Origin of the sequence: Phytopseudomonas flavescens (assembly GCF_900100535.1) — a bacterium.
Classification (GTDB): Bacteria; Pseudomonadota; Gammaproteobacteria; order Pseudomonadales; family Pseudomonadaceae; genus Aquipseudomonas; species Aquipseudomonas flavescens.
Window position 1 is genome coordinate 374,265 of record NZ_FNDG01000002.1, and the last position, 20,549, is coordinate 394,813.

The 20,549-nt window shown below is 65.7% G+C and carries 15 protein-coding genes; 13 read left to right on the forward strand and 2 right to left on the reverse strand.

The window, feature by feature from the left end; genetic code table 11:
• The first annotated feature begins 26 nt into the window (after window positions 1–26).
• From BLR94_RS03845 to pcaC, 7 genes are all read left to right on the forward strand, one after another.
• Complete coding sequence (locus BLR94_RS03845) at window positions 27–878, forward strand: CoA transferase subunit A (RefSeq protein WP_084303173.1); 852 nt, start codon at window positions 27–29, stop codon at window positions 876–878.
• Window positions 878–1,660: a CoA-transferase subunit beta gene (locus tag BLR94_RS03850; RefSeq protein WP_084303172.1), complete on the forward strand. Its 783-nt coding sequence runs from the start codon at window positions 878–880 to the stop codon at window positions 1,658–1,660. The genes BLR94_RS03845 and BLR94_RS03850 overlap by 1 nt, the downstream gene beginning before the upstream one ends.
• Window positions 1,657–2,862 (forward strand): 3-oxoadipyl-CoA thiolase, encoded by a 1,206-nt coding sequence (gene pcaF, locus BLR94_RS03855; RefSeq protein WP_084303171.1) that lies wholly within the window; start codon window positions 1,657–1,659, stop codon window positions 2,860–2,862. Before BLR94_RS03850 ends, pcaF begins: the two co-directional genes overlap by 4 nt.
• 364 nt (window positions 2,863–3,226) lie before the next feature.
• The gene (locus BLR94_RS03860; protein ID WP_090423652.1) at window positions 3,227–4,537 is read left to right on the forward strand and encodes an MFS family transporter; all 1,311 of its coding nucleotides are present in this window, start codon (window positions 3,227–3,229) and stop codon (window positions 4,535–4,537) included.
• Window positions 4,538–4,555: 18 nt separating this feature from the next.
• Window positions 4,556–5,929: a 3-carboxy-cis,cis-muconate cycloisomerase gene (locus tag BLR94_RS03865; protein ID WP_084303169.1), complete on the forward strand. Its 1,374-nt coding sequence runs from the start codon at window positions 4,556–4,558 to the stop codon at window positions 5,927–5,929.
• A gap of 9 nt (window positions 5,930–5,938) precedes the next feature.
• Window positions 5,939–6,730 (forward strand): 3-oxoadipate enol-lactonase, encoded by a 792-nt coding sequence (pcaD, locus tag BLR94_RS03870; protein ID WP_084303168.1) that lies wholly within the window; start codon window positions 5,939–5,941, stop codon window positions 6,728–6,730.
• 86 nt (window positions 6,731–6,816) lie between these two features.
• Window positions 6,817–7,215, forward strand: a complete 399-nt coding sequence (pcaC, locus tag BLR94_RS03875) for a 4-carboxymuconolactone decarboxylase (protein ID WP_084303167.1) — start codon at window positions 6,817–6,819, stop codon at window positions 7,213–7,215.
• A 113-nt stretch (window positions 7,216–7,328) separates the two neighbouring features.
• Here pcaC and BLR94_RS03880 read toward each other — a convergent pair whose 3' ends face one another.
• Together BLR94_RS03880 and BLR94_RS03885 are read right to left on the reverse strand one after the other, a co-directional pair.
• Window positions 7,329–8,162, reverse strand: a complete 834-nt coding sequence (locus BLR94_RS03880; RefSeq protein WP_084303166.1) for an aldo/keto reductase — start codon at window positions 8,160–8,162, stop codon at window positions 7,329–7,331.
• A gap of 28 nt (window positions 8,163–8,190) precedes the next feature.
• Entirely contained in the window at window positions 8,191–9,912 is a 1,722-nt protein-coding gene (locus tag BLR94_RS03885) for an FAD-dependent oxidoreductase (RefSeq protein ID WP_084303165.1), read from the reverse strand.
• Window positions 9,913–10,072: 160 nt separating this feature from the next.
• Here BLR94_RS03885 and BLR94_RS03890 point away from each other — a divergent pair, with 160 nt between their 5' ends.
• From BLR94_RS03890 to BLR94_RS03915, 6 genes are all read left to right on the forward strand, one after another.
• Complete coding sequence (locus BLR94_RS03890) at window positions 10,073–11,839, forward strand: ABC transporter transmembrane domain-containing protein (RefSeq protein WP_084303164.1); 1,767 nt, start codon at window positions 10,073–10,075, stop codon at window positions 11,837–11,839.
• 179 nt (window positions 11,840–12,018) lie between these two features.
• Entirely contained in the window at window positions 12,019–14,463 is a 2,445-nt protein-coding gene (locus BLR94_RS03895; RefSeq protein WP_084303163.1) for a TonB-dependent receptor, read from the forward strand.
• Between the two features lie 196 nt (window positions 14,464–14,659).
• Entirely contained in the window at window positions 14,660–16,057 is a 1,398-nt protein-coding gene (locus BLR94_RS03900) for a diaminobutyrate--2-oxoglutarate transaminase (RefSeq protein ID WP_084303162.1), read from the forward strand.
• A 106-nt stretch (window positions 16,058–16,163) separates the two neighbouring features.
• Window positions 16,164–17,900: an IucA/IucC family protein gene (locus tag BLR94_RS03905; protein ID WP_084303494.1), complete on the forward strand. Its 1,737-nt coding sequence runs from the start codon at window positions 16,164–16,166 to the stop codon at window positions 17,898–17,900.
• Window positions 17,893–19,107 carry a type III PLP-dependent enzyme gene (locus tag BLR94_RS03910; RefSeq protein WP_084303161.1) on the forward strand — a complete coding sequence of 405 codons (1,215 nt, stop codon included), beginning with the start codon at window positions 17,893–17,895 and terminating at the stop codon, window positions 19,105–19,107. The genes BLR94_RS03905 and BLR94_RS03910 overlap by 8 nt, the downstream gene beginning before the upstream one ends.
• On the forward strand, window positions 19,107–20,549 hold the full coding sequence (locus BLR94_RS03915) for a DHA2 family efflux MFS transporter permease subunit (protein ID WP_084303160.1): 1,443 nt from the start codon (window positions 19,107–19,109) through the stop codon (window positions 20,547–20,549). The genes BLR94_RS03910 and BLR94_RS03915 overlap by 1 nt, the downstream gene beginning before the upstream one ends.

Below are 20,549 nucleotides of genomic sequence, written 5' to 3' on the forward strand. Positions count from 1 at the left end.
TCCAGAGCAATAAGACGAGAACGACCATGGCTGAAATTCTCTCCCTGCGCGAGGCGGTCGAGCGCTTCGTTCACGATGGTGACACCATCGCCCTCGAAGGCTTCACCCATCTGATTCCCACTGCGGCTTCCCATGAACTGATCCGTCAGGGCAAGAAAGACCTGACCCTGGTGCGCATGACCCCGGATCTGGTCTATGACCTGCTGATCGGTGCGGGTTGCGCCAAGCGTCTGATCTTCTCCTGGGGTGGCAACCCCGGTGTCGGCTCCCTGCACCGTCTGCGCGACGCGGTCGAGAAGCATTGGCCGCACAAGCTGGAAATCAGCGAGCACAGCCACGCCGCGATGGCCAACGCCTATGTCGCCGGCGCGTCCAACCTGCCGTTCGCCGTGCTGCGCGGTTATCAGGGCTCGGACCTGGTCAAGGTCAACCCGGAAATCAAATTCATCGACTGCCCGTACACCGGCGAGAGCCTGGCTACCGTGCCGAGCGTGCGTCCTGACGTCACCGTCATCCACGCCCAGAAGGCCGACCGCAAGGGCAACGTGCTGATCCAGGGCATTCTCGGTGTGCAGAAGGAGGCCGCCCTGGCTGCCAAGCGCTGCATCGTCACCGTCGAGGAAATCGTCGACGACCTGCAGGCGCCGATGAACGCCTGCGTGCTGCCGAGCTGGGCACTGACCGCGGTCTGCGTGGTGCCTGGCGGTGCTCATCCATCCTATGCCCATGGCTATTACGAGCGCGACAACCGCTTCTATCAGGCCTGGGACCCCATCGCCCGCGACCGTGAAACCTTCACTGCCTGGATCGATGAATACATCCGTGGTACCGAGGATTTTGCGCAGTACCAGGCGAAGGTTAACGGGGAGGCCAAGTGATGAGCGACTTCAACACCAATGAGATGATGACCGTGGCCGCTGCGCGCCGCCTTGGCAATGGCAGCGTGTGCTTCGTCGGCATCGGTTTGCCCTCCAAGGCGGCCAACCTGGCGCGCCTGACCCATGCCCCGGAAGTGGTACTGATCTACGAATCCGGCCCGATCGGCGCCAAGCCCACCGTGCTGCCGCTGTCCATCGGTGACGGCGAGCTGGCCGAGACTGCCGATACCGTGGTGCCGACCGGCGAGATCTTTCGCTACTGGTTGCAGGGCGGGCGTATCGATGTCGGCTTCCTCGGTGCCGCCCAGGTCGACAAGTTCGGCAACATCAACACCACGGTGATCGGTGATTACCATGCGCCGAAAGTGCGTCTGCCGGGTGCCGGTGGCGCGCCGGAGATCGCTGGCAGCGCCAAGAAGGTGCTGATCATCCTCAAGCAGGGGCATCGCACCTTCGTCGACAAGCTGGCGTTCATCACCTCGGTGGGCCATGGCGAAGGTGGCGATCACCGCAAGCGTCTCGGCCTGCCAGGTGATGGCCCGGTAGCGATCATCACCGACCTGTGCATCATGGAGCCGGAAGCCGGCAGCAACGAATTCATCGTCACCTCCCTGCATCCGGGCGTGACCCGCGAACAGGTGGTCGAGAACACCGGCTGGCAGATCCGTTTCGCCGACAAGGTGACCACCACCGAAGCGCCGAAGGCCGAAGAACTGGCTGCGCTGCGTGATCTGGAAGCACGCACCGCCGCTGCCCATGGGCAGAAGGGGAGTGACGAATGACTCGCGACGTATTCATTTGCGATGCGGTGCGTACGCCGATCGGTCGGCTCAATGGCGGCCTGTCCGCGGTACGCGCCGACGACCTGGCGGCGATTCCGCTGAAGGCGTTGATCGAACGTAACCCGCAGGTCGACTGGTCGGCGGTCGATGAAGTGTTCATGGGCTGCGCCAATCAGTCCGGCGAGGACAACCGCAACGTCGCCCGCATGGCGCTGCTGCTCGCTGGCCTGCCGGAGACGGTGCCGGGCGTGACCCTCAACCGCCTCTGCGCCTCGGGCATGGAAGCGGTGGGCGCTGCCTTCCGAGCCATCGCTTCCGGCGAAATGGAACTGGCCATCGCTGCCGGCGTCGAGTCGATGACCCGCGCGCCGTACGTGCTGGGCAAGGCCGACAGCGCCTTTGGGCGTGGCCAGAAGCTGGAAGACACCACCCTGGGCTGGCGTTTCGTCAATCCCGCGATGAAGGAGCGCTACGGCGTCGACCCGATGCCGGTGACCGGTGACAACGTGGCCGAGGACTACGGCGTCAGCCGTGCCGACCAGGACGCCTTCGGTCTGCGCAGCCAGCAGCGCGCGGCGGTGGCGCAGCAAAGCGGTTACTACGCCGAGGAAATCGTCCCGGTGGTGATCAAGACCAAGAAGGGCGAGAGCATCGTCGACACCGACGAACATCCCCGCGCCGACACCACCGCCGAGGCGCTGGCCAAGCTCAAGCCGGTCAACGGTCCGGACAAGACGGTAACTGCAGGCAACGCCTCGGGCCTCAACGACGGGGCGTCGGCGATGATCCTGGCGTCTGCCGAAGCGGTGCAGAAACATGGCCTCAAGGCCCGCGCCAAGGTGCTTGGCATGGCCAGCGGTGGCGTGGCCCCTCGGGTCATGGGTGTCGGCCCGGTACCGGCGGTACGCAAGTTGCTGAGCCGCCTGAACCTCGATATCGATGCCTTCGACGTGATCGAGCTGAACGAGGCATTCGCCGCCCAGGGGCTGGCGGTCACCCGTGACCTCGGCCTGGCGGACGACAGCCCTAGGGTCAACCCGAATGGCGGCGCCATCGCCCTCGGCCACCCCCTGGGCATGAGCGGCAACCGCCTGGTGCTGACTGCCGTTCACCACCTGGAAAAGACCGGCGGCAAGCTCGGTCTGGCGACCATGTGCGTGGGGGTGGGCCAGGGGCTGGCATTGGCGGTCGAGCGGGTTTAACGGGCTGTTTGCATGGTGACGAAGCGGCCTGTCGTAGGGTGGACAACGCTCTTTTTGTCCACCGGTGCGATTGCGACGCGGTGGACGGATAAAGCGCCGTCCACCCTACGGCCCGCGACCCAGACCGTGCATTTTGTGGGAGGGCGCCATGCGCCCGATTCGCGGGCATGGCCCGTTCCCACGATCATGACCAAGCTGTCAATTCTATTGCTAAGACGACCTTCGAAGTTTCGTTTGTCCTCACCAGGGCACGGGCCACGATCCCGTGCCCTGGTGAGGATGGGTGACCCAAAATGACGAATCATTCGGTTACATGTAAGTCGAAGTAGGGAACCGTCCCGTTCCTTGCCAGTGAGTGTCCATGATGAGTTCTGATAACAGCACGGTGTACGAAGCCCCGAACTACAGCCCGGAAGAGCGCCGCAAGCGCATCTTCGCCATTGTCGGCGCCTCCTCGGGCAACCTGGTCGAGTGGTTCGACTTCTACGTGTACGCCTTCTGCGCGATCTACTTCGCGCCGGCCTTCTTTCCTTCCGACGACCCCACCGTGCAGTTGCTCAACACCGCAGGCGTGTTCGCTGCCGGCTTTCTGATGCGGCCGATCGGCGGCTGGGTGTTCGGCCGGGTTGCCGACAGGTACGGACGCAAGGTCTCGATGATGATCTCCGTGCTGATGATGTGCCTGGGGTCGCTGGCCATCGCCTGCATGCCGACCTATGACAGCATCGGCACTCTTGCGCCGTTGCTGCTGTTGCTGGCGCGCCTGTTCCAGGGGCTGTCGGTGGGCGGCGAGTACGGCACCACGGCGACCTACATGAGCGAAGTGGCGCTCAAGGGGCAGCGCGGGTTCTTCGCGTCGTTCCAGTACGTCACCCTGATCGGCGGGCAATTGCTGGCCGTGCTGGTGGTCGTGATACTCCAGCAGTTGCTCAGTGAAGACGAACTGCGCGCCTGGGGCTGGCGCATACCCTTCGTGATCGGCGCGCTGTGCGCGGTGGTGGCCATGTACCTGCGTCGCGGCATGGAGGAGACCGACTCGTTCAAGAAGACCGAGGCGCCGAAGGAAAACATCATGCGCACCCTGCTGCGCCATCCCAAGGAGCTGTTCACCGTGGTCGGTTTGACCATGGGCGGTACCCTGGCCTTCTACACCTACACCACCTACATGCAGAAGTACCTGGTCAACTCGGCAGGTATGAGCGCCAAGACCGCCAGCGGCATCATGACCGCTGCGCTGTTTCTGTTCATGATCATGCAGCCGCTGTTCGGCGCCTTGTCCGACCGCATCGGTCGGCGTACGTCGATGCTCTGGTTCGGTGCCCTGGGGGCGATCTTCACCTGGCCGATCCTGGCGCTGCTGCAGACCGTGCACAATCCGGTGGTGGCCTTCCTGCTGATCATTGTGGCCCTGGCCATCGTCAGCCTGTATACCTCGATAAGCGGGCTGGTTAAGGCCGAGATGTTCCCGCCGGAAGTACGCGCCCTGGGCGTCGGCCTGGCCTACGCGGTAGCCAATGCCCTGTTCGGTGGGTCCGCCGAATACGTGGCCCTGGGCCTGAAGTCCATCGGCCTGGAGCAGACCTTCTACTGGTACGTGTCGGGCATGATGGTGCTGGCCTTCCTGGTCAGCCTGCGTCTGCCGCGCCAGGCCAGCTACCTACACCACGATCATTGACCACGGAGTTCCAGCCGTATGCGTTCAAGGCCCTGCAGCCAACTGTTCGATGCCTATTTCACCAGCACGCCGATGCGCGAGGTGTTCAGCGACCATGGCCGGGTGCAGGGCATGCTCGACTTCGAGGCGGCGCTGGCGCGGGCCGAGGCTGCGGTGGGAGTGATTCCTGCGGCCGTGGTGGCGGATATCGAAGCCGCCTGCCGGGCAGAGCTCTATGATTTCGACGCCCTGGCCATCGCCATCGGCAGCGCGGGCAATTCGGCGATTCCGCTGGTCAAGGCGCTGGGCAAGCGCATCGCCGCGCAGCGTGAAGAGGCCGAACGCTACCTGCACCTGGGGGCCACCAGCCAGGACGCCATGGACAGCGGCCTGGTGCTGCAGCTGCGCGCTGCCATCGTATTGCTGGAGAGCGACCTCGATGCCCTGAGCCGACTGCTGGCCGAACAGGCCGAGCGGCATGCCGCGACCCCCATGGCCGGGCGCACCTGGCTGCAGCACGCCACGCCGGTAACCTTGGGTATGAAGATCGCCGGGTGGCTGGGGGCGGTCGACCGCCATCGCCAGCGTCTCGCAGAGATCAAACCGCGCCTGCTGTGCCTGCAGTTCGGTGGTGCGTCCGGCAGCCTGGCGGCGCTGGGCGACAAGGCCTGGCCGGTGGCCGAAGCCCTGGCGCTTGAGCTGGATCTGCATCTGCCGGAACAGCCCTGGCACACCCAGCGTGATCGCCTGGTCGAATTCGCCAGCCTGCTCGGCCTGATCGCCGGCAGCCTGGGCAAGCTGGGCCGTGATCTCAGCCTGCTGATGCAGACCGAGGCCGGCGAGCTGTTCGAGCCCTCTGCGCCGGGCAAGGGGGGCTCTTCGACCATGCCGCACAAGCGTAACCCGGTCAGCGCTGCGGTACTGATCGGCGCCGCGACCCGGGCGCCCGGCCTGGTGGCCACCATGTTCGCGGCCATGCCTCAGGAGCACGAGCGCAGCCTCGGCCTGTGGCATGCCGAATGGGAGACCCTGCCGGAGCTCTGCTGCCTGGTGTCCGGTGCCTTGCAGCAAGCGATGCTGGTGGTGCCGGGGCTCGAAGTGGATGCCGAGCGCATGGCCCGCAACCTCGACCTGACCCGTGGCCTGGTGCTGGCCGAGGCGGTGAGTATCGCCCTGGCGCAACGCATCGGTCGCGATGCGGCTCATCACCTGGTCGAGCAGTGCTGCAAACAAGCGGTGAAGGAGGGCGCTCATCTGCGTGAAGTGCTGGGCGCCAATGCCGAGGTCACTGCCCAGCTATCCGCAGAAGAACTGGATCGCCTACTCGATCCTGCCCATTACCTGGGCCAGGCGCGCCGTTGGGTCGAGCGTGCCGTGGCGCAGAGCCGAGAACTGAATTCGCAGATCATTTAGGAGATTGTCATGCCTGTGGTATCCCTCGCCGATGGCGACCTGAACTACCGACTCGACGGCCCGGCGGATGCGCCGGTGCTGGTGCTGTCCAATTCCCTGGGCACCAACCTGCACATGTGGGACGCGCAGATCCCGGCGTTCAGCGAGCATTTTCGCGTATTGCGCTACGACACCCGTGGCCATGGCCAGTCGCTGGTCAGCGCTGGCTTCTACAGCATCGAACAGAACGGCCGCGACGTCCTCGCGCTGCTCGACGCGCTGGTCATCGACACGGTGCATTTCTGCGGCCTGTCCATGGGCGGCCTGATCGGCCAGTGGCTGGGCATCCATGCAGGCGAGCGTCTGCAGCGCCTGGTGCTGTGTAACACGGCGGCGAAGATCGGCAGCGACGAGGCCTGGAATACCCGCATCGACACCGTGCTCAAGGGTGGCGAGAAGGCCATGCGCGATCTGCGCGATGCCTCCATCGAGCGCTGGTTCACCCCGCCGTTCGCTGCCGAGCACCCGGAGAAGGTCGACCCCATCGTCAGCATGCTGGCGCAGACCTTGCCTCAGGGCTACGCGGCCAGCTGTGCGGCGGTACGCGACGCCGACTTCCGCGAGCAGGTCGCGTCGATCAGCGCGCCGACCCTGATCGTCTGCGGCACCGGCGATGCGGTGACCACGCCGGAGCACGGCCGCTTCATGCAGGAGCGTATCGCCGCTGCCGAGTTGGTCGAGTTCGACGCCGCGCACTTGTCCAACGTGCAGGCAGGCGAGTTGTTCACCCGGCGTGTGCTGGATTTTCTGCACACCAACTGACTGCCCGCGACTGATCCAGCCTGAATACTGGATCGATGGGGCATGAGCGACGCGCCCCGATCCACCCTACGAGACCGGAGTTACCGATGGACGAGAAACAACGCTACGAAGCCGGCATGCAGGTGCGCCGCGCCGTACTGGGTGATGCCCACGTCGACCGCAGCCTGGAAAAGCTGACGCCGTTCAACGAAGAATTCCAGGAAATGATCACCCGGCATGCCTGGGGCGATATCTGGACGCGCCCGGGGCTGCCACGTCACACCCGCAGCCTGATCACCATCGCCATGCTGATCGGCATGAACCGCGAGGGTGAACTGAAGCTGCACCTCAAGGCCGCCAAGAACAATGGCGTGACCCGAGAGGAACTCAAGGAAGTGATCATGCAAAGCGCGATCTACTGCGGTATTCCCGCAGCCAACGCGACCTTCCACCTCGCCGAAGAGCTGTGGGACGAAGTCGGCGTGGAGTCGCTGAGCAAGGCGTAGGCAAGTTTCGTAGGGTGGAAGACGCTGTTTCTTCCACCAGGCGATTCGAGTATCGCTCCGCTCGACCCAGGCTACGTAAAAGCCCCGCAGACGCGGGGCTTTTGCTTATCGGCTTACCACTGCGGTGCGAAGTCCGGGCTGACCAGGCGGCGGTCCTTGGGCAGGCCGGCGATCAGCGCGCGGTCTTCGTCGTCGAGGCGGATGTCCAGAGCGGCCAGGTTGGCCCGCTGGTTTTCCACGCCGCTGGCCTTGGGGATCGCCGCCACGTTGTCCTGGGCGAGCAGCCACTGCAGCACCACCTGGCTGGGGAACACGCCGTGCTTGGCGGCGATCTGGCGGATTTCCGGCAACTGCGCGGCCTCGCCACGGGCCAGCGGGCAATAGGCGGTGAATGCCAGGTTGTGTTCGCGGGCGTAGTCGAGCAGCGGTTGCTGATCGAGCAGCACGTGGTACTCCACCTGAATGGCGGCGATGGGGGCTTTGAATTCCTCGATGCTCTGGCGCAGCAGCGGCAACGGAAAATTGGCGACGCCGATGTTCAGCGTCTTGCCTTCGTCACGCAGCGCCGCCAGGGTGTCCAGGGCACGACGCAGGTCATCGCCTTTCAGGCTGCCGGCGTTGCCCGGCCAGTGGATCAGGAACAGGTCGACATACTCGCTGCGCAGCGCCTGCAGGCTCTCGGCCAGCGAGGCGCGGATGGCGTCCGGCTGCAGCTTGTCCCACCAGACCTTGGTGGTCAGGTGGATCTTCTCGCGCGCCACTTCGGTGGCCGCCAGCGCTTTGCCGACGGCCGCTTCGTTCTCGTAGGCGGTGGCGGTGTCGATATGCCGGTAGCCGATCTCCAGGGCCTGCTGCACCGCCCGGGTGCATTCGTCGCCCTGCATGGGCCAGGTGCCCAGCCCCAGTTTCGGCATGTTCAATTGGTAACGATTGCGGATGGCCTGCATGTGAATCCTCCTGATGAGCAACGGGTGACTATTCGTAGGCGCTGACGCCCGCAGCGTGGCGCGCGGCGACGTAGCCGAAGGTGAGGGCGGGCCCCAGGTTGATGCCGCCCGAGGGGTAGTGGCCGCCGAACACGCTGGCCATGTCCGCGCCGGCAGCGTACAGGCCGCTGATCGGCAGGCCTTCGGCGTCCAGTACGCGGGCCGCTGCGTCGGTCTTCAGGCCGGCGAACGTGCCGAAGCAGCCGGGTTGTACTTTGACGGCATAGAAGGGGCCCTGTTCGATTGGCGCGACGCAGGGGTTGGGTCCCGGATGCAACGGGTCGCCCTGCTTGCGGTTGAAGGCGGTGCTGCCACGGCCGAACTCGGGATCCTCGCCGACGCGTGCGTGTTGATTGAATGTAGCCACCGTGGTGGCGAACGCAACCGGATCGATCCCGCATTGCAGGGCCAGTCGCTCCAGCGTGGCAGCACGCTGCAGGTAGCCGCTGCGTAGCGCCGGCCACAGCGGCACGGGAGCCGGGCGGGCGAAGCCCAGGCCGTAGCGGCGCTGGAAACGATGGTCGCAGATCAGCCAGGAACACACCTGCTGGCCATCCGGGACCTGCTCGACCATGGCCGCGACATAGTCATAGTAACCGTGCGCTTCGTTGACGAAGCGTTTGCCGTTGGCCAGTATCCCGATGATGCCTGGCTTGCCACGTTCGATGATATGCGGGAAGTGGCCCGCGCTGCCGTCGCGGCGCGGCACCCTGGAAACCGGCGCCCAGGCGACGGGCGACTTCAGCCTGGTATCGACCTGGGCACCCAATGCCTCGCCGAGGCGCAGTCCGTCGCCCGAGCAGGAGACGGGTGGCAGCGCCAGGTTGTCCTGGCCGCTGGCATCGCGGGGAAACAGCTGCTGGCGACGCTTGGGATCGTTGGGGAAGCCGCCTGCGGCGAGAATCACTGCGCGGGCGCTGATGAAATGCTCGCCATCCTTGCGGCGGAGCGTAGCGCCGCTGATGTGGCCGTCCTGGCGATGCAGGCGGACCACCGGTGCCGAATCGATCAACTGCACGCCAAGGTCGGCGGCCGAGCGCACCAGTCGTGCGACCAGCGCGACGCCGTTGACCAGATGCATGGCGCGGCCATAGCGGGCCATGTGGTAGAGGTGAGCACTGAAACGCCGGATCACGTGCCACAGTGACTTCGCCGAGCGGGTCATGCTGAGAAAAGCCGCCAGGTCGGTACCGGCCATGATCGGCATGCCCATGAACGAGGTCTCCCGCAGCGTCTTGCGCAGGCGGGGCAGCAGATCCAGGACCTCGCGCGCATCATAGGGGGCCGCAATCACCTGATGGCCGCCCGTGGCGGCACCCGGCGTATCACCGTGCATATCGGGAATGGCGTTGCCATCGGCGAACTGCAGGGCCGTGTGCCGTTCGAAGAACGCCACCATATGCGGGCAGGCGTCGAGAAAGGCCTCGACCCGCTCGCCGTCGAAATGCTCGCCCAGCTCGTGGCGCAGGTAGGTGAGCGGCTGCGCGATGTCTTCTTCAATCCCGGCCCGACGTGCCAGCGGATTGCGCGGTACCCAGGCCCAGCCACCCGACCAGGCGGTGGCGCCACCGAACACCGCGTCCTTTTCCACCAGCACGACCTTCTGGCCGTGCCAGGCAGCGGTCACCGCTGCGGCCAGCCCGGCGGCGCCGGAGCCGACCACCAGCAGGTCGCAGTCTTGAGGGAGTGGGGCAGGGACGGCGGCGGACATGGTGGGCTCCTGGCGGCTTATGATTGTTTTTGGAATTGAGTTCCACATGTTAATTTCAACGGCAGTCTGCCGCCAACCGTGGCCCCCGTGCTTGATGTTTACCGCTCATGGCCCCATCTGAGTGGCTAGAGCCCTTCTGCCATCAGCCTTCGAGCCCGCCATGCACCTGTTTATGTCGTCCCGCCAGCGTGAGGCCCTGCGCATGTCGTGGGCGTTTATCGCCCCCTATCGTGGCCGCGTGGCCGGTGCGCTATTGGCGTTGCTGTTCACCGCAGCCATTACCCTGTCCATGGGGCAGGGCATCAAACTGCTGGTGGATCAGGGCCTGGCCACCCAATCGCCGCAAGCGCTGCGCCATTCGATCCTGCTGTTCTTCGTGCTGGTACTGGCCCTGGCGGTCGGCACCTACACACGGTTCTACCTGGTGTCCTGGCTTGGCGAGCGGGTGGTGGCGGACATTCGCAAGCGGGTATTCGATCACTTGGTCGGGCTGCACCCGGGCTTCTATGCGCACAACCGCAGTTCGGAGATCCAGTCGCGGCTGACCGCCGATACCACGCTGCTGCAATCGGTGATCGGTTCCTCCCTGTCGATGGCCTTGCGCAACCTGATCATGCTGGTTGGCGGCATGCTCCTGCTGGTGGTCACCAACCCCAAGTTGAGCGCCATCGTGCTGGCCGCGTTGCCGCTGGTAGTGGCACCTATCCTGCTGTTCGGCCGCCGGGTGCGGGAACTGTCACGGCTCAGCCAGGACCGTATCGCCGATGTCGGCAGTTACGTCAGTGAAGTGCTCGGGCAGATCAAGACGGTGCAGGCCTACAACCACCAGGCCGAAGACCGTCGTCGTTTCGGTCTGTCCGCCGAGGCGGCGTTCGATACGGCGCGCAAGCGGGTCGCCCAACGCGCCTGGCTGATCACCGTGGTGATCGTGCTGGTGCTTGGCGCCGTTGGCGTGATGCTCTGGGTCGGTGGCATGGACGTGATCGCCGGGCGCATCAGTGGTGGCGAGCTGGCCGCGTTCGTGTTCTACAGCCTGATCGTCGGTTCCTCGTTCGGCACCCTCAGCGAGGTGATCGGCGAGTTGCAGCGTGCGGCCGGCGCCGCCGAACGCATCAGCGAGTTGCTGCGTGCGCGCAACGAGATTCACGCCCCGCTCGAGGGCGCGCTGGCGCCAGTGCCGCCGGTACAAGGCCGCATCGAGGTCCAGGGGTTGTCGTTCGCCTATCCGACCCGCCCGGAAAGCCTGGCCCTGCAGGGCATCGACCTGACCGTCGTGCCCGGCGAGACCCTGGCCATCGTCGGGCCGTCCGGGGCGGGCAAGTCGACGCTGTTCGACCTGCTGCTGCGCTTCTATGACCCGCAGCAGGGGCGAATCCTCCTCGATGGCTTGCCGATCGAGCGTCTCGATCCTCAGGTATTGCGCGAAAGCTTCGCGCTGGTCTCCCAGCACCCCGCGCTGTTTTTCGGCAGCGTGGAAGACAACATCCGCTACGGGCGCCTGGACGCCAGCAGCGCGGAAGTGCAGGCCGCTGCCCGTGCGGCCCATGCCCATACCTTCATCGAGCGCTTGCCGCAGGGCTATCAGACCCACCTGGGCGATGCCGGGCTGGGCCTTTCAGGTGGCCAGCGTCAGCGCCTGGCGATTGCCCGTGCGTTGCTGGTGGATGCGCCGATCCTGCTGCTGGACGAAGCCACCAGCGCCCTGGATGCCGAGAGCGAACACCTGATCCAGCAGGCGCTGCCCGAGCTGATGCGCGGCCGTACCACCCTGGTGATCGCCCATCGTCTGGCCACGGTGAAGAGCGCGGACCGCATCGCCGTGTTCGATCAGGGACGATTGGTCGCCCTGGGCAAGCACGCCGAGCTGGTTGCCGACAACCCACTGTATGCGCGGTTGGCCGAGCTGCAGTTCATGGAGCGGAGCTAGGCGCTATTGACGTTTCAAGGCGAGTCGCGGCAATGCGTCGCTTGAGCCGGTCTCCCCGTCGCCCAGCCCTGACCCGGAGCCACTCGGAGACAGTGCGGCAGGATTTTTTCCAGAGGCTGTCCCTTTTCGCTGACTGGCCTGTCATGGGTAGTAGGTGAATTAAAAAGAGAGTCCTGCCAATGCCATCCCTGACACGTCATCGGCCTCGTCTGGTGTCATCCATTTCCTACCCGACGGTGTGCCTGGGCCTGCTGCTCGGCTTCGGGCCCATCGCGCCGTTCATCAGCCAGGTCCAGGCCCAGGATCGCAGCTATAACGTGCCAGGCAGCGATCTCGGCGACGCGTTGAGCCGCTTCGCCAGCCAGGCCGGGGTGAGCCTTTCCGTGGATCCGGCGCTGGTCAGCGGCCGCAGCTCCCCGGGGCTTTCCGGCAGCTATAGCGTCGACGAGGGTTTCGCGCGGCTGCTGCAGGGCAGCGGGTTGCGCCTGCAGCCGGTTGGTGCTGAGGCCTACACCCTGGTGCCGGCCAGCGAAGACGCCGCAGCCATGGAAATCGCCCCGACGGCGATCAGCGGCGTTACCGATCCAGCCGAGAGCCTGCAAGGCGAGCGCTATGCCGGCGGGCAGGTGGCGCGGCGCAGTTCCCAGGGGCTGCTCGGTTCGCGGGACTTCATGGAGTCGCCGCTGAGCATGACCACCTACACCAGCGAGGCGGTCAAGAACAACCAGTCGCGCACCCTGGCCGACCTCACTGCCAGCGATCCGGCGGTGCGCTCCACCAACCCGGCTGGCGGGCGTTTCGAGCAGTTCACCATCCGCGGTTTCAGCCTGTTCAACAGCGACGTGTCCTATGGCGGGCTGTACGGCATCATGCCGACCTACTCCATCGATATGGAGATGGCCGACCGCGTCGATATCCTTCGCGGCCCGACCCAACTGGTCAACGGCATCTCGCCGCGGGGCAGCGTCGGTGGTGGCATCAACGTGGTGCCCAAGCGTGCCACCGACAAGCCGATCACCGAGTTCACCGGTACCTACGCCTCCGACAGCCAGGTCGGTGGTGCGGTGGACGTGGGCCGGCGCTTCGGCGAAGACAACCGCTTCGGTGTCCGTTTCAACGGCGTGAAGCAGTCGGGCGATACCGAGTGGGATCACCAGAAGGTCAACCGCGAAATGGCCGTGGTCGGCCTGGACTTCCGCGATGAGCGCCTGCGCCTGTCGATGGACCTGGGCCATACCGAACGCGATACCGACGCGCCCCAGGAACGCGTGCTGGTTGGCGCCAACGCCCCTGTGCCAAGGGCAGACGATGTACGCCACAACTATGCCCAGGCCTGGAGCAAGGCCGAGACCCGCGACACCTTCGGCGCGCTGCGTGGCGAGTACGATATCGATGACTCCCTGATGGTCTATGGCGCGGTAGGGGCGCGCAAGAGTGACCATGACTTTGTGCGCCATAACGTCAACCTGCTGAATGCCGCTGGCGATTTTCGGTATCAAACCCGTAACTTTACGCGCCAGGAAGATGTGAAAACGGCAAACGTGGGTTTTCGCAAATGGCTGCAGACTGGTCCGGTGAGCCATGAAATAAATGCTACCGCCGATGTTTTCGCTATGGACTTCAAGAACATCGAGCAGCGCTATGAAAATCTCAACAGCAATCTTTACAACCCGATTGCATCGCCAGAGCCTACTACCGGCGCATCGCGCAGGCCGACCGTTTACACCGAGAATCGCTTCGAGGGCGTTGCGCTCTCCGACACGCTCGGCTTTATGGAAGATCGCCTGCTGGTCACCCTCGGCGCTCGTTGGCAGCGGGTCAAGGTCGATGACTGGGCCGATGGCGTGAAGCAGCCGACCGCCTATGACGAAGAGAAGCTCTCGCCTTCGGCGGGCGTACTGTTCAAGGCCACCGATCAGCTGTCGTTGTACGCCAATTACATGGAGGGCCTGAGCCAAGGCAAGATCGCCCCGTCGACGGCCGAAAACGAGGACGAGATCTTTCCGCCCTTCATCAGTCGGCAGATGGAGGCTGGTGCCAAGTACGATTTGGGCAGGTTCGCCATTACGGCTGCCGTGTTCAGGATCAAGCAGCCGGCCTATGAGACGGCTGCTGCACAGGCGGGCCAGACGCGTGGCACCTTTGGTTCCAATGGCAAGCGGGTCAACGATGGCGTCGAGCTCAGCGTCTTCGGCGAGCCGGTCAAGGGTTTCCGTCTGCTGGGCGGGGTGATGTACATCGACAGCGAATTGACCGGTACCAATAACGGTGGCGTCAACGACGGCAATCGTGCCCCGGCGACGCCCAAGCTCAATGCCAATCTCGGTGCCGAGTGGGACATTCCCGGGGTGCAGGGGCTGACCCTGACCGGACGCGGTATCTACAGCAGTTCGCAATACCTGGACCAGGCCAATACCAAGGAGATCGGCTCGTGGACGCGCTATGACGCCGGTGCCCGCTATGCCTTCAAGGTCGACGATACCGACGTGACCCTGCGCGGCACCGTCGAGAACCTGTTCGACAGCCGGGACTGGATCTCCGCCGGCGCTTCCGACGACAGCGAGGCGGGCCTGACCCTGTCTGCTCCACGTACCTTCGTGCTGTCGGCCACCCTTGGGTTCTGACCGTCCGTAACTCCCCACGGCGCCCGCCGCTGCATCGGGCGGGCGCCGCACACAATAAAACCAGTTAATTCAGGGATGAAGCGGGACACCTCAGGGTTGTCCCGTGCTTTGCGTGACCTGCCATTGACTGATGAGTGCAGTGCTGACGACTTTCAACGGCTCCATCCGGAGCCTCGAACAGATAGAGGCGAGCACCATGTTGAGTGAACGAGCGATACCACTGGACCGATTCCAGCGCGAATCGGCCCACAGCAACAACGCGGACTACCTGGAACGCCAGGAACGATTCGAATCCAATGTGCGCAGTTACCCGCGCAAGCTGCCCCTGGCCATTGCCAAGGCGCAGGGCGTATGGGTGACCGACGTCGAAGGGCGGCGTTATCTCGACTGCCTGGCCGGCGCAGGAACCCTGGCACTGGGCCACAACCACCCAGCCATCGTCGATAGCCTGTCGAGCTTTCTGGCTTCCGGGGTGCCCATGCACACCCTGGACCTCACCACGCCGCTGAAGGATGCCTTCAGCGAGACCCTGCTCGGCGTGCTGCCGGGCCAGGGCTATTGCCTGCAGTTCTGTGGCCCCTCCGGGGCCGATGCCGTGGAGGCCGCGCTCAAGCTGGCCAAGACGGTGACCCGGCGCAGCAACGTCATCGCCTTTTCCGGCGGCTATCACGGCATGACCCACGGCGCCCTGGCGGTGACCGGCAACACCGGGCCGAAAGACGCCGTGGCTTCGCTGATGCCGGGCGTGCAGTTCATGCCGTTCCCCCACGAGTATCGCTGCCCGTTGGGCATCGGCGGGGAGGCCGGTGCCCGTGCCCTGGCGTATTACTTCACCCAGTTCATCGAGGATGTCGAAAGCGGTGTCTGCCTGCCGGCGGCGGTGATCGTCGAGGCGGTGCAGGGCGAGGGCGGTGCCAACCCGGCCCCCGACCACTGGCTGCGCACCCTGCGCGACGTCACCCAACGGCACGGTATCCTGCTGATCGTCGATGAGGTGCAGGCCGGCTTTGCGCGTACCGGACGGATGTTCGCCTTCGAGCATGCCGGTATCGAGCCCGACATCATCGTCATGTCCAAGGCGATCGGCGGTGGCCTGCCGCTGGCGGTGCTGGCCATCAAACGCGAGTTCGACGCCTGGCAGCCGGGCGCCCACACGGGCACTTTCCGCGGTAACCAGATGGCCATGGCCAGTGGCATGACCACCCTGCAGGTGATCCAGCGCGATGACCTTGCCGGGCAGGCCCGTGTGCGTGGCGACTGGTTGAAGCAACGCCTCGACGCGCTGCGTGAACGCTACCCGGCCATCGGCCAGGTGCGTGGGCGCGGGCTGATGCTCGGCCTGGAAATCGTCGACGAGCGCCAGCCGGTCGATGCCCAGGGTGCCCACCCCATGGACGCTGCCTTGTCGGCTTCGATCCAGAGCCACTGCTTCAGGCAGGGACTGCTACTGGAACGTGGCGGGCGCAATGGCAGCGTGATCCGCCTGCTGCCGCCGTTGATCATCGACGAGGCGCAGTGCGGTGAAGTGATCGTGCGTTTCGAGCGTGCGCTGGACGCCGCACTGGCCGCCGCGCCGGGAGGTGCCCGTGGCTGATCTGTCCGCACGCGCCGTGCGCGCCCACCCAGACCCGGATGCCTCCCCGGCCGACGCCCCCCACAACGATGGGGTGCGCGCCAGCCAGGCGCAGGTGGTCAGTGAAATGGCCGCTACCCATGCCTTGCTCAACTGCCTGATCAAGGAGTTCGCGCTGCCGGAGAACTGCGCGCGCTATGCCTGGCCGTCCCATGTGCGTGGCATCGCCCCCGCCAGCTACCTGCGGGCCATCCAGGGCAGAGGCCTGCCACTGGTGATCGACCTGCCGCAACGGCGGCAGTTTCTGGTGCTGGTGGATCGCCGCGATCCGCTCGGCAGCCAGCGTTACCTGAGCGACGTTTACACCCGGCAGGGCGACGCCGACTGGCGCTGCCCGACCTTCGCCGAATTCGCGGCGCAACTGCTGGAGGCCTGCCAGCAACTCACCGGCTCGCGCAATGCCGAGTTGCTCGACCAGGTGATGCAGAGCCAGGGCGTCACGGCGGCCATCGTCGACAGCGCGCTGCAGGGCGCGCACAACGAGCCGCTGCGCGATTACCTGGCCAGCGAACAGGGGCTGTGGTTCGGCCACCCCAACCATCCGGCCCCCAAGGCCCGGCTGTGGCCCGAACACCTGGGGCAGCAGACCTATGCGCCAGAGTTTCGCGCCCGGGTGCCGCTGCATGTCATCGAGGTGCCCCAGGACGGCCTGCAGGTGAGCGGTAACGGCCTGAGTGTCGATCAGGTGCTCGACGGCTTCGCCAGCCAGCGCCTGGCGCGCCGCGGGCGGGCAGCGATCTGCCTGCACCCGGTACAGGCCCAGCTGTTTCTCGCCGACCCCCGGGTCGCGGTGCTGATCGCCCGTGGCGAGATCGTCGACCTTGGCCAGACGGGCCCCCTGGCCAGCCCCACCGCCTCGATGCGCACCTGGTACGGTGACGGCCGCGGCTATTTTCTCAAGGGCTCGCTCAACGTGCGCATCACCAACTGCGTGCGCAAGAACGCCTGGTACGAGCTGGACAGCGCCATGCTCATCGATCGCCTGTTCACCCGCCTGCAGCGTGAACAGCCGATGACCATCGGCGGCGCCACCCTGGTCAGCGAGCCGGGTTCGCTGAGCTGGGCGCCGGTGGGCAGCAGTGCCGAAGACAGCCACTGGTTCCGCGAGCAGACCGGCGCCATCCTGCGGGAGAACTTCTGCCGCTACGCACCGCCCGAATCCTGTCTGATGGCGGGTACGCTGTTCGCCAGGGACCTGCAACTGCGGCCGCTGATCCATGGTTTCCTGCAGCAGGGATCGAAAAAGCACAGCGACGACCATCTGCTGGACTGGTTCGCGGCTTACCAGGCGCTGTTGCTGCGCCCGGTGCTGTCGCTGTTCTTCAACCATGGCGTGGTGCTGGAGCCGCACCTGCAGAACGCGGTGCTGGTGCACGACAATGGCTGGCCGGCGCAATTGCTGCTGCGCGACTTCGAAGGTGTCAAGCTCACCGATGACCTGGGCGTGGATTACCTCGAGGAGGACGTGCAGCCCCGGGTCCGTCAATCGCTGACCTACTCGCGTGAGCAGGGCTGGAAACGCATCAGTTACTGCCTGTTCGTCAATAACCTGTCCGAGGCGATCCTGGCACTGAGCTGGGATCGTCCGCACCTGGCTGCCCGCATGTGGCAGGCGGTGGCGCGTCAGCTGTTGGAGCTGCGCGGCGAACTGATCAGGCCGGCGCCCGAGCTGGACGCGCTGCTCGCCGGTGAGCCCATCGCCTGCAAGACCAACCTCAAGGTGCGCCTGTCGGCCCAGGCCGACCGCCATGCCGGCTACGTGCGCCTGGCCTGCCCATGGGCCGAGGAGGTGCAGCATGGATAAGCTGCCCGGCACGGTGCTCGACGCCATCGAGCAGGCTCGCAGCCATGCGGCGGATCCTCTGGCGGTGTTCGTCTACGACCTCGATGCCCTGGCGCAGCATGTCCGCGAGGTGATGGCCGAACTGCCCGCGGGGGTGGAGCTGTATTACGCGATCAAGGCCAACAGCGAGGCGCCTGTCCTGCAGACCCTGTTGCCGCTGGTGGATGGCTTCGAGATTTCCTCCGGTGGCGAGATCGAGCGGCTGCAGGCGGCCGCCAGCGACAAGCCCTTCGTGTTTTCCGGCCCTGGCAAGCTCGACGCCGAACTGCGTGCCGCGCTCGGCCAGGGGGTGGCGGCGATTCATGTCGAGAGCCTGGGCGAGATCGACCGCCTGCAACGCATCGCGGCCGAGTTCGGCCGGGTGCAGGCGGTGTTCATCCGCATCAACCCGGAGCTGCCGGCCACGCTGTCCACCCGGTTGGCCATGGCCGGTACCGCGACGCCGTTCGGGCTGGACGAGTCCGAGGTGCCGCAGGCGGTCAAACGGGTGGAGGCGTGCAGCCACCTGTCCCTCCAGGGTTTCCACGTGCACGCGATGTCCCACCAGCAGCAGGTGGAGCGCCACGAGCAACTGCTCGACCTGTACCTGCAGCGCTGGTCGCAGTGGAAGGCCCTGGCCAGCCGACCCGAGACGGTCACCCACCTGAACGTCGGTGGCGGTATCGGGGTGGATTACCTGGGCGGCGAGCGTTTCGACTGGCCGCGCCTGTGCCGCCATTTGGAACGTCGTCTTGGGGAGCTTGAAGATGCACCGGTGGTGCGTTTCGAGCCGGGCCGCTTCATCAGTGCGTTCTGCGGCTACTACGTCATCGAGGTGCTGGACGCCAAATCCAGCCATGGCCAGCACTTTCTGGTCTGCCGTGGCGGCACCCACCAGTTCCGCCTGCCGGTGGCCCAGGGCCACGATCACCCGGTGATCCATCTGCCGGTGGCCGGGCGCGCGGCGAGTGGCGTAGCGCGGCCATGGACCATCGTCGGCCAGTTGTGCACGCCCAAGGACGTGCTCAGTCGTGGCCGGCAACTGGTCGATGCCGCCGTGGGCGATCTGTTGGTACTGCCGCTGGCCGGTGCCTACGGCTACAACATCTCGCACCTCGACTTCCTTTGCCATCCTCGTCCCGAGCAGCTGTTCGTCAGGGCCGAGGGCGACCGGGGAGGGGATGGCTGATGGCGCCGCTACCGGCATCGCGCCGGCTGGTGGTGGCTGCGGTGATCCTCGGCACCACTACCGTGAGCCTCAACAACACCTCGCTGAATCCGGCACTGCCGGCTTTCATCGAGGCGTTCGCGCTGGGCCCGGTGATGGCCACCTGGATCGTCGCGGCCTTCATGGTGAGCATGGGCATGACCATGCCGCTGACCAGCTACCTGGCGCAGCGCGTGGGGCGCAAGGCCCTGTACCTTGCGGGCCTGGCGCTGTTCATCGGCGGCTCGCTGCTGGGCGCCATGGCCGACTCCATCGCCTGGGTGATCACCGCCCGGGTGGTGCAGGGCATCGCCAGCGGGTTGATGATTCCGCTGTCCCTGGCGATCATCTTTTCGGTCTACCCGAAGGGCGAGCGGGGTGCGGTCACCGGCCTCTGGGGCGCAGCGGTAATGCTCGCACCGGCGGTCGGGCCGCTGTGCGGCAGCCTGGTGCTGCAGGGGTACGACTGGCGGGCGCTGTTCCTGGTCAACCTGCCCATCGGTCTGTTGGCCCTCGGCCTGGGCGTCAAGGTGCTGCCGAGGAACGAGGCGGGGGCGGGCAAGCCGTTCGACCTGACCGGCTACCTGCTGGTCGCGGTCGGTATCGGCGTGCTGATGGTCACCGTGGGCCGAATGCGCCACCTGCAGGCCCTGGCTGATCCGCTCAACCTGCTCGGCCTGCTGCTGGCGGTGGCCTGTCTGGCGGCGTTCGTCAGGCAGCAGTTGCGCCACACGGCGCCCCTGCTGGAACTGCGCATCTTCGCCCTGAAAGGCTACCGGTCGAGCGTGATCATCGCCGTGGCGCAGTCCGTCGGCATGTTCGAGTGCCTGGTACTGGTGCCGTTGCTGGTGCAGATGGTGATGGGCCACAACGCCATCTGGACCGGTATCGCGCTGCTCTGCACCGCCTTGTCGGCCAGCCTGTGCGGGCACTACGGCGGCAGGCTGCTCGACCGCCACGGGCCACGGGGCATCGTCTCTGCCGGCCTGCTGTTGACCGGCCTGGCGACCTTCGCCCTGGGCACCATCGATCACGATGTCGGGATGCTCGCCATCTGCCTGCTGATGGTGGTGCGTGGTGCCGGCCTGGGGCTGTCCTACATGCCGGTGACCACCGCCGGGCTGGACGTGCTACCCGAGGCGCTGGTCACCCAGGGCGCGGCGATGAACAACATCTCGCGCCGCCTGCTGTCGTCACTGGCCATCGTGCTGGCTTCGCTGTGGCTGCAGATCCGCCTCGGCGATAACTGGGGCGCGGTGCACTCCGGGGCAGCCCATGCCGGTACGGCCAGCGCCATCGGCGAAGTGTTCATCGCCACCGGTGTGCTGATCCTGCTTGCCCTGCCGTTCGCCTGGCGCTTTCCAAATACCCTTTCCAACGACCCGGTCGAGCAAGGCTCGGCCCTGTCCGAACACCGTTCATGA

Excerpts from the sequence above, each read along its gene's own strand:
- BLR94_RS03845 (WP_084303173.1), top strand. The coding sequence starts at position 27 with ATGGCTGAAATTCTCTCCCTGCGCGAGGCGGTCGAGCGCTTCGTTCAC.
- BLR94_RS03850 (WP_084303172.1), top strand. The coding sequence starts at position 878 with ATGAGCGACTTCAACACCAATGAGATGATGACCGTGGCCGCTGCGCGC.
- pcaF (WP_084303171.1), top strand. The coding sequence starts at position 1,657 with ATGACTCGCGACGTATTCATTTGCGATGCGGTGCGTACGCCGATCGGT.
- BLR94_RS03860 (WP_090423652.1), top strand. The coding sequence starts at position 3,227 with ATGAGTTCTGATAACAGCACGGTGTACGAAGCCCCGAACTACAGCCCG.
- BLR94_RS03865 (WP_084303169.1), top strand. The coding sequence starts at position 4,556 with ATGCGTTCAAGGCCCTGCAGCCAACTGTTCGATGCCTATTTCACCAGC.
- pcaD (WP_084303168.1), top strand. The coding sequence starts at position 5,939 with ATGCCTGTGGTATCCCTCGCCGATGGCGACCTGAACTACCGACTCGAC.
- pcaC (WP_084303167.1), top strand. The coding sequence starts at position 6,817 with ATGGACGAGAAACAACGCTACGAAGCCGGCATGCAGGTGCGCCGCGCC.
- BLR94_RS03880 (WP_084303166.1), bottom strand. The coding sequence starts at position 8,162 with ATGCAGGCCATCCGCAATCGTTACCAATTGAACATGCCGAAACTGGGG.
- BLR94_RS03885 (WP_084303165.1), bottom strand. The coding sequence starts at position 9,912 with ATGTCCGCCGCCGTCCCTGCCCCACTCCCTCAAGACTGCGACCTGCTG.
- BLR94_RS03890 (WP_084303164.1), top strand. The coding sequence starts at position 10,073 with ATGCACCTGTTTATGTCGTCCCGCCAGCGTGAGGCCCTGCGCATGTCG.
- BLR94_RS03895 (WP_084303163.1), top strand. The coding sequence starts at position 12,019 with ATGCCATCCCTGACACGTCATCGGCCTCGTCTGGTGTCATCCATTTCC.
- BLR94_RS03900 (WP_084303162.1), top strand. The coding sequence starts at position 14,660 with ATGTTGAGTGAACGAGCGATACCACTGGACCGATTCCAGCGCGAATCG.
- BLR94_RS03905 (WP_084303494.1), top strand. The coding sequence starts at position 16,164 with ATGGCCGCTACCCATGCCTTGCTCAACTGCCTGATCAAGGAGTTCGCG.
- BLR94_RS03910 (WP_084303161.1), top strand. The coding sequence starts at position 17,893 with ATGGATAAGCTGCCCGGCACGGTGCTCGACGCCATCGAGCAGGCTCGC.
- BLR94_RS03915 (WP_084303160.1), top strand. The coding sequence starts at position 19,107 with ATGGCGCCGCTACCGGCATCGCGCCGGCTGGTGGTGGCTGCGGTGATC.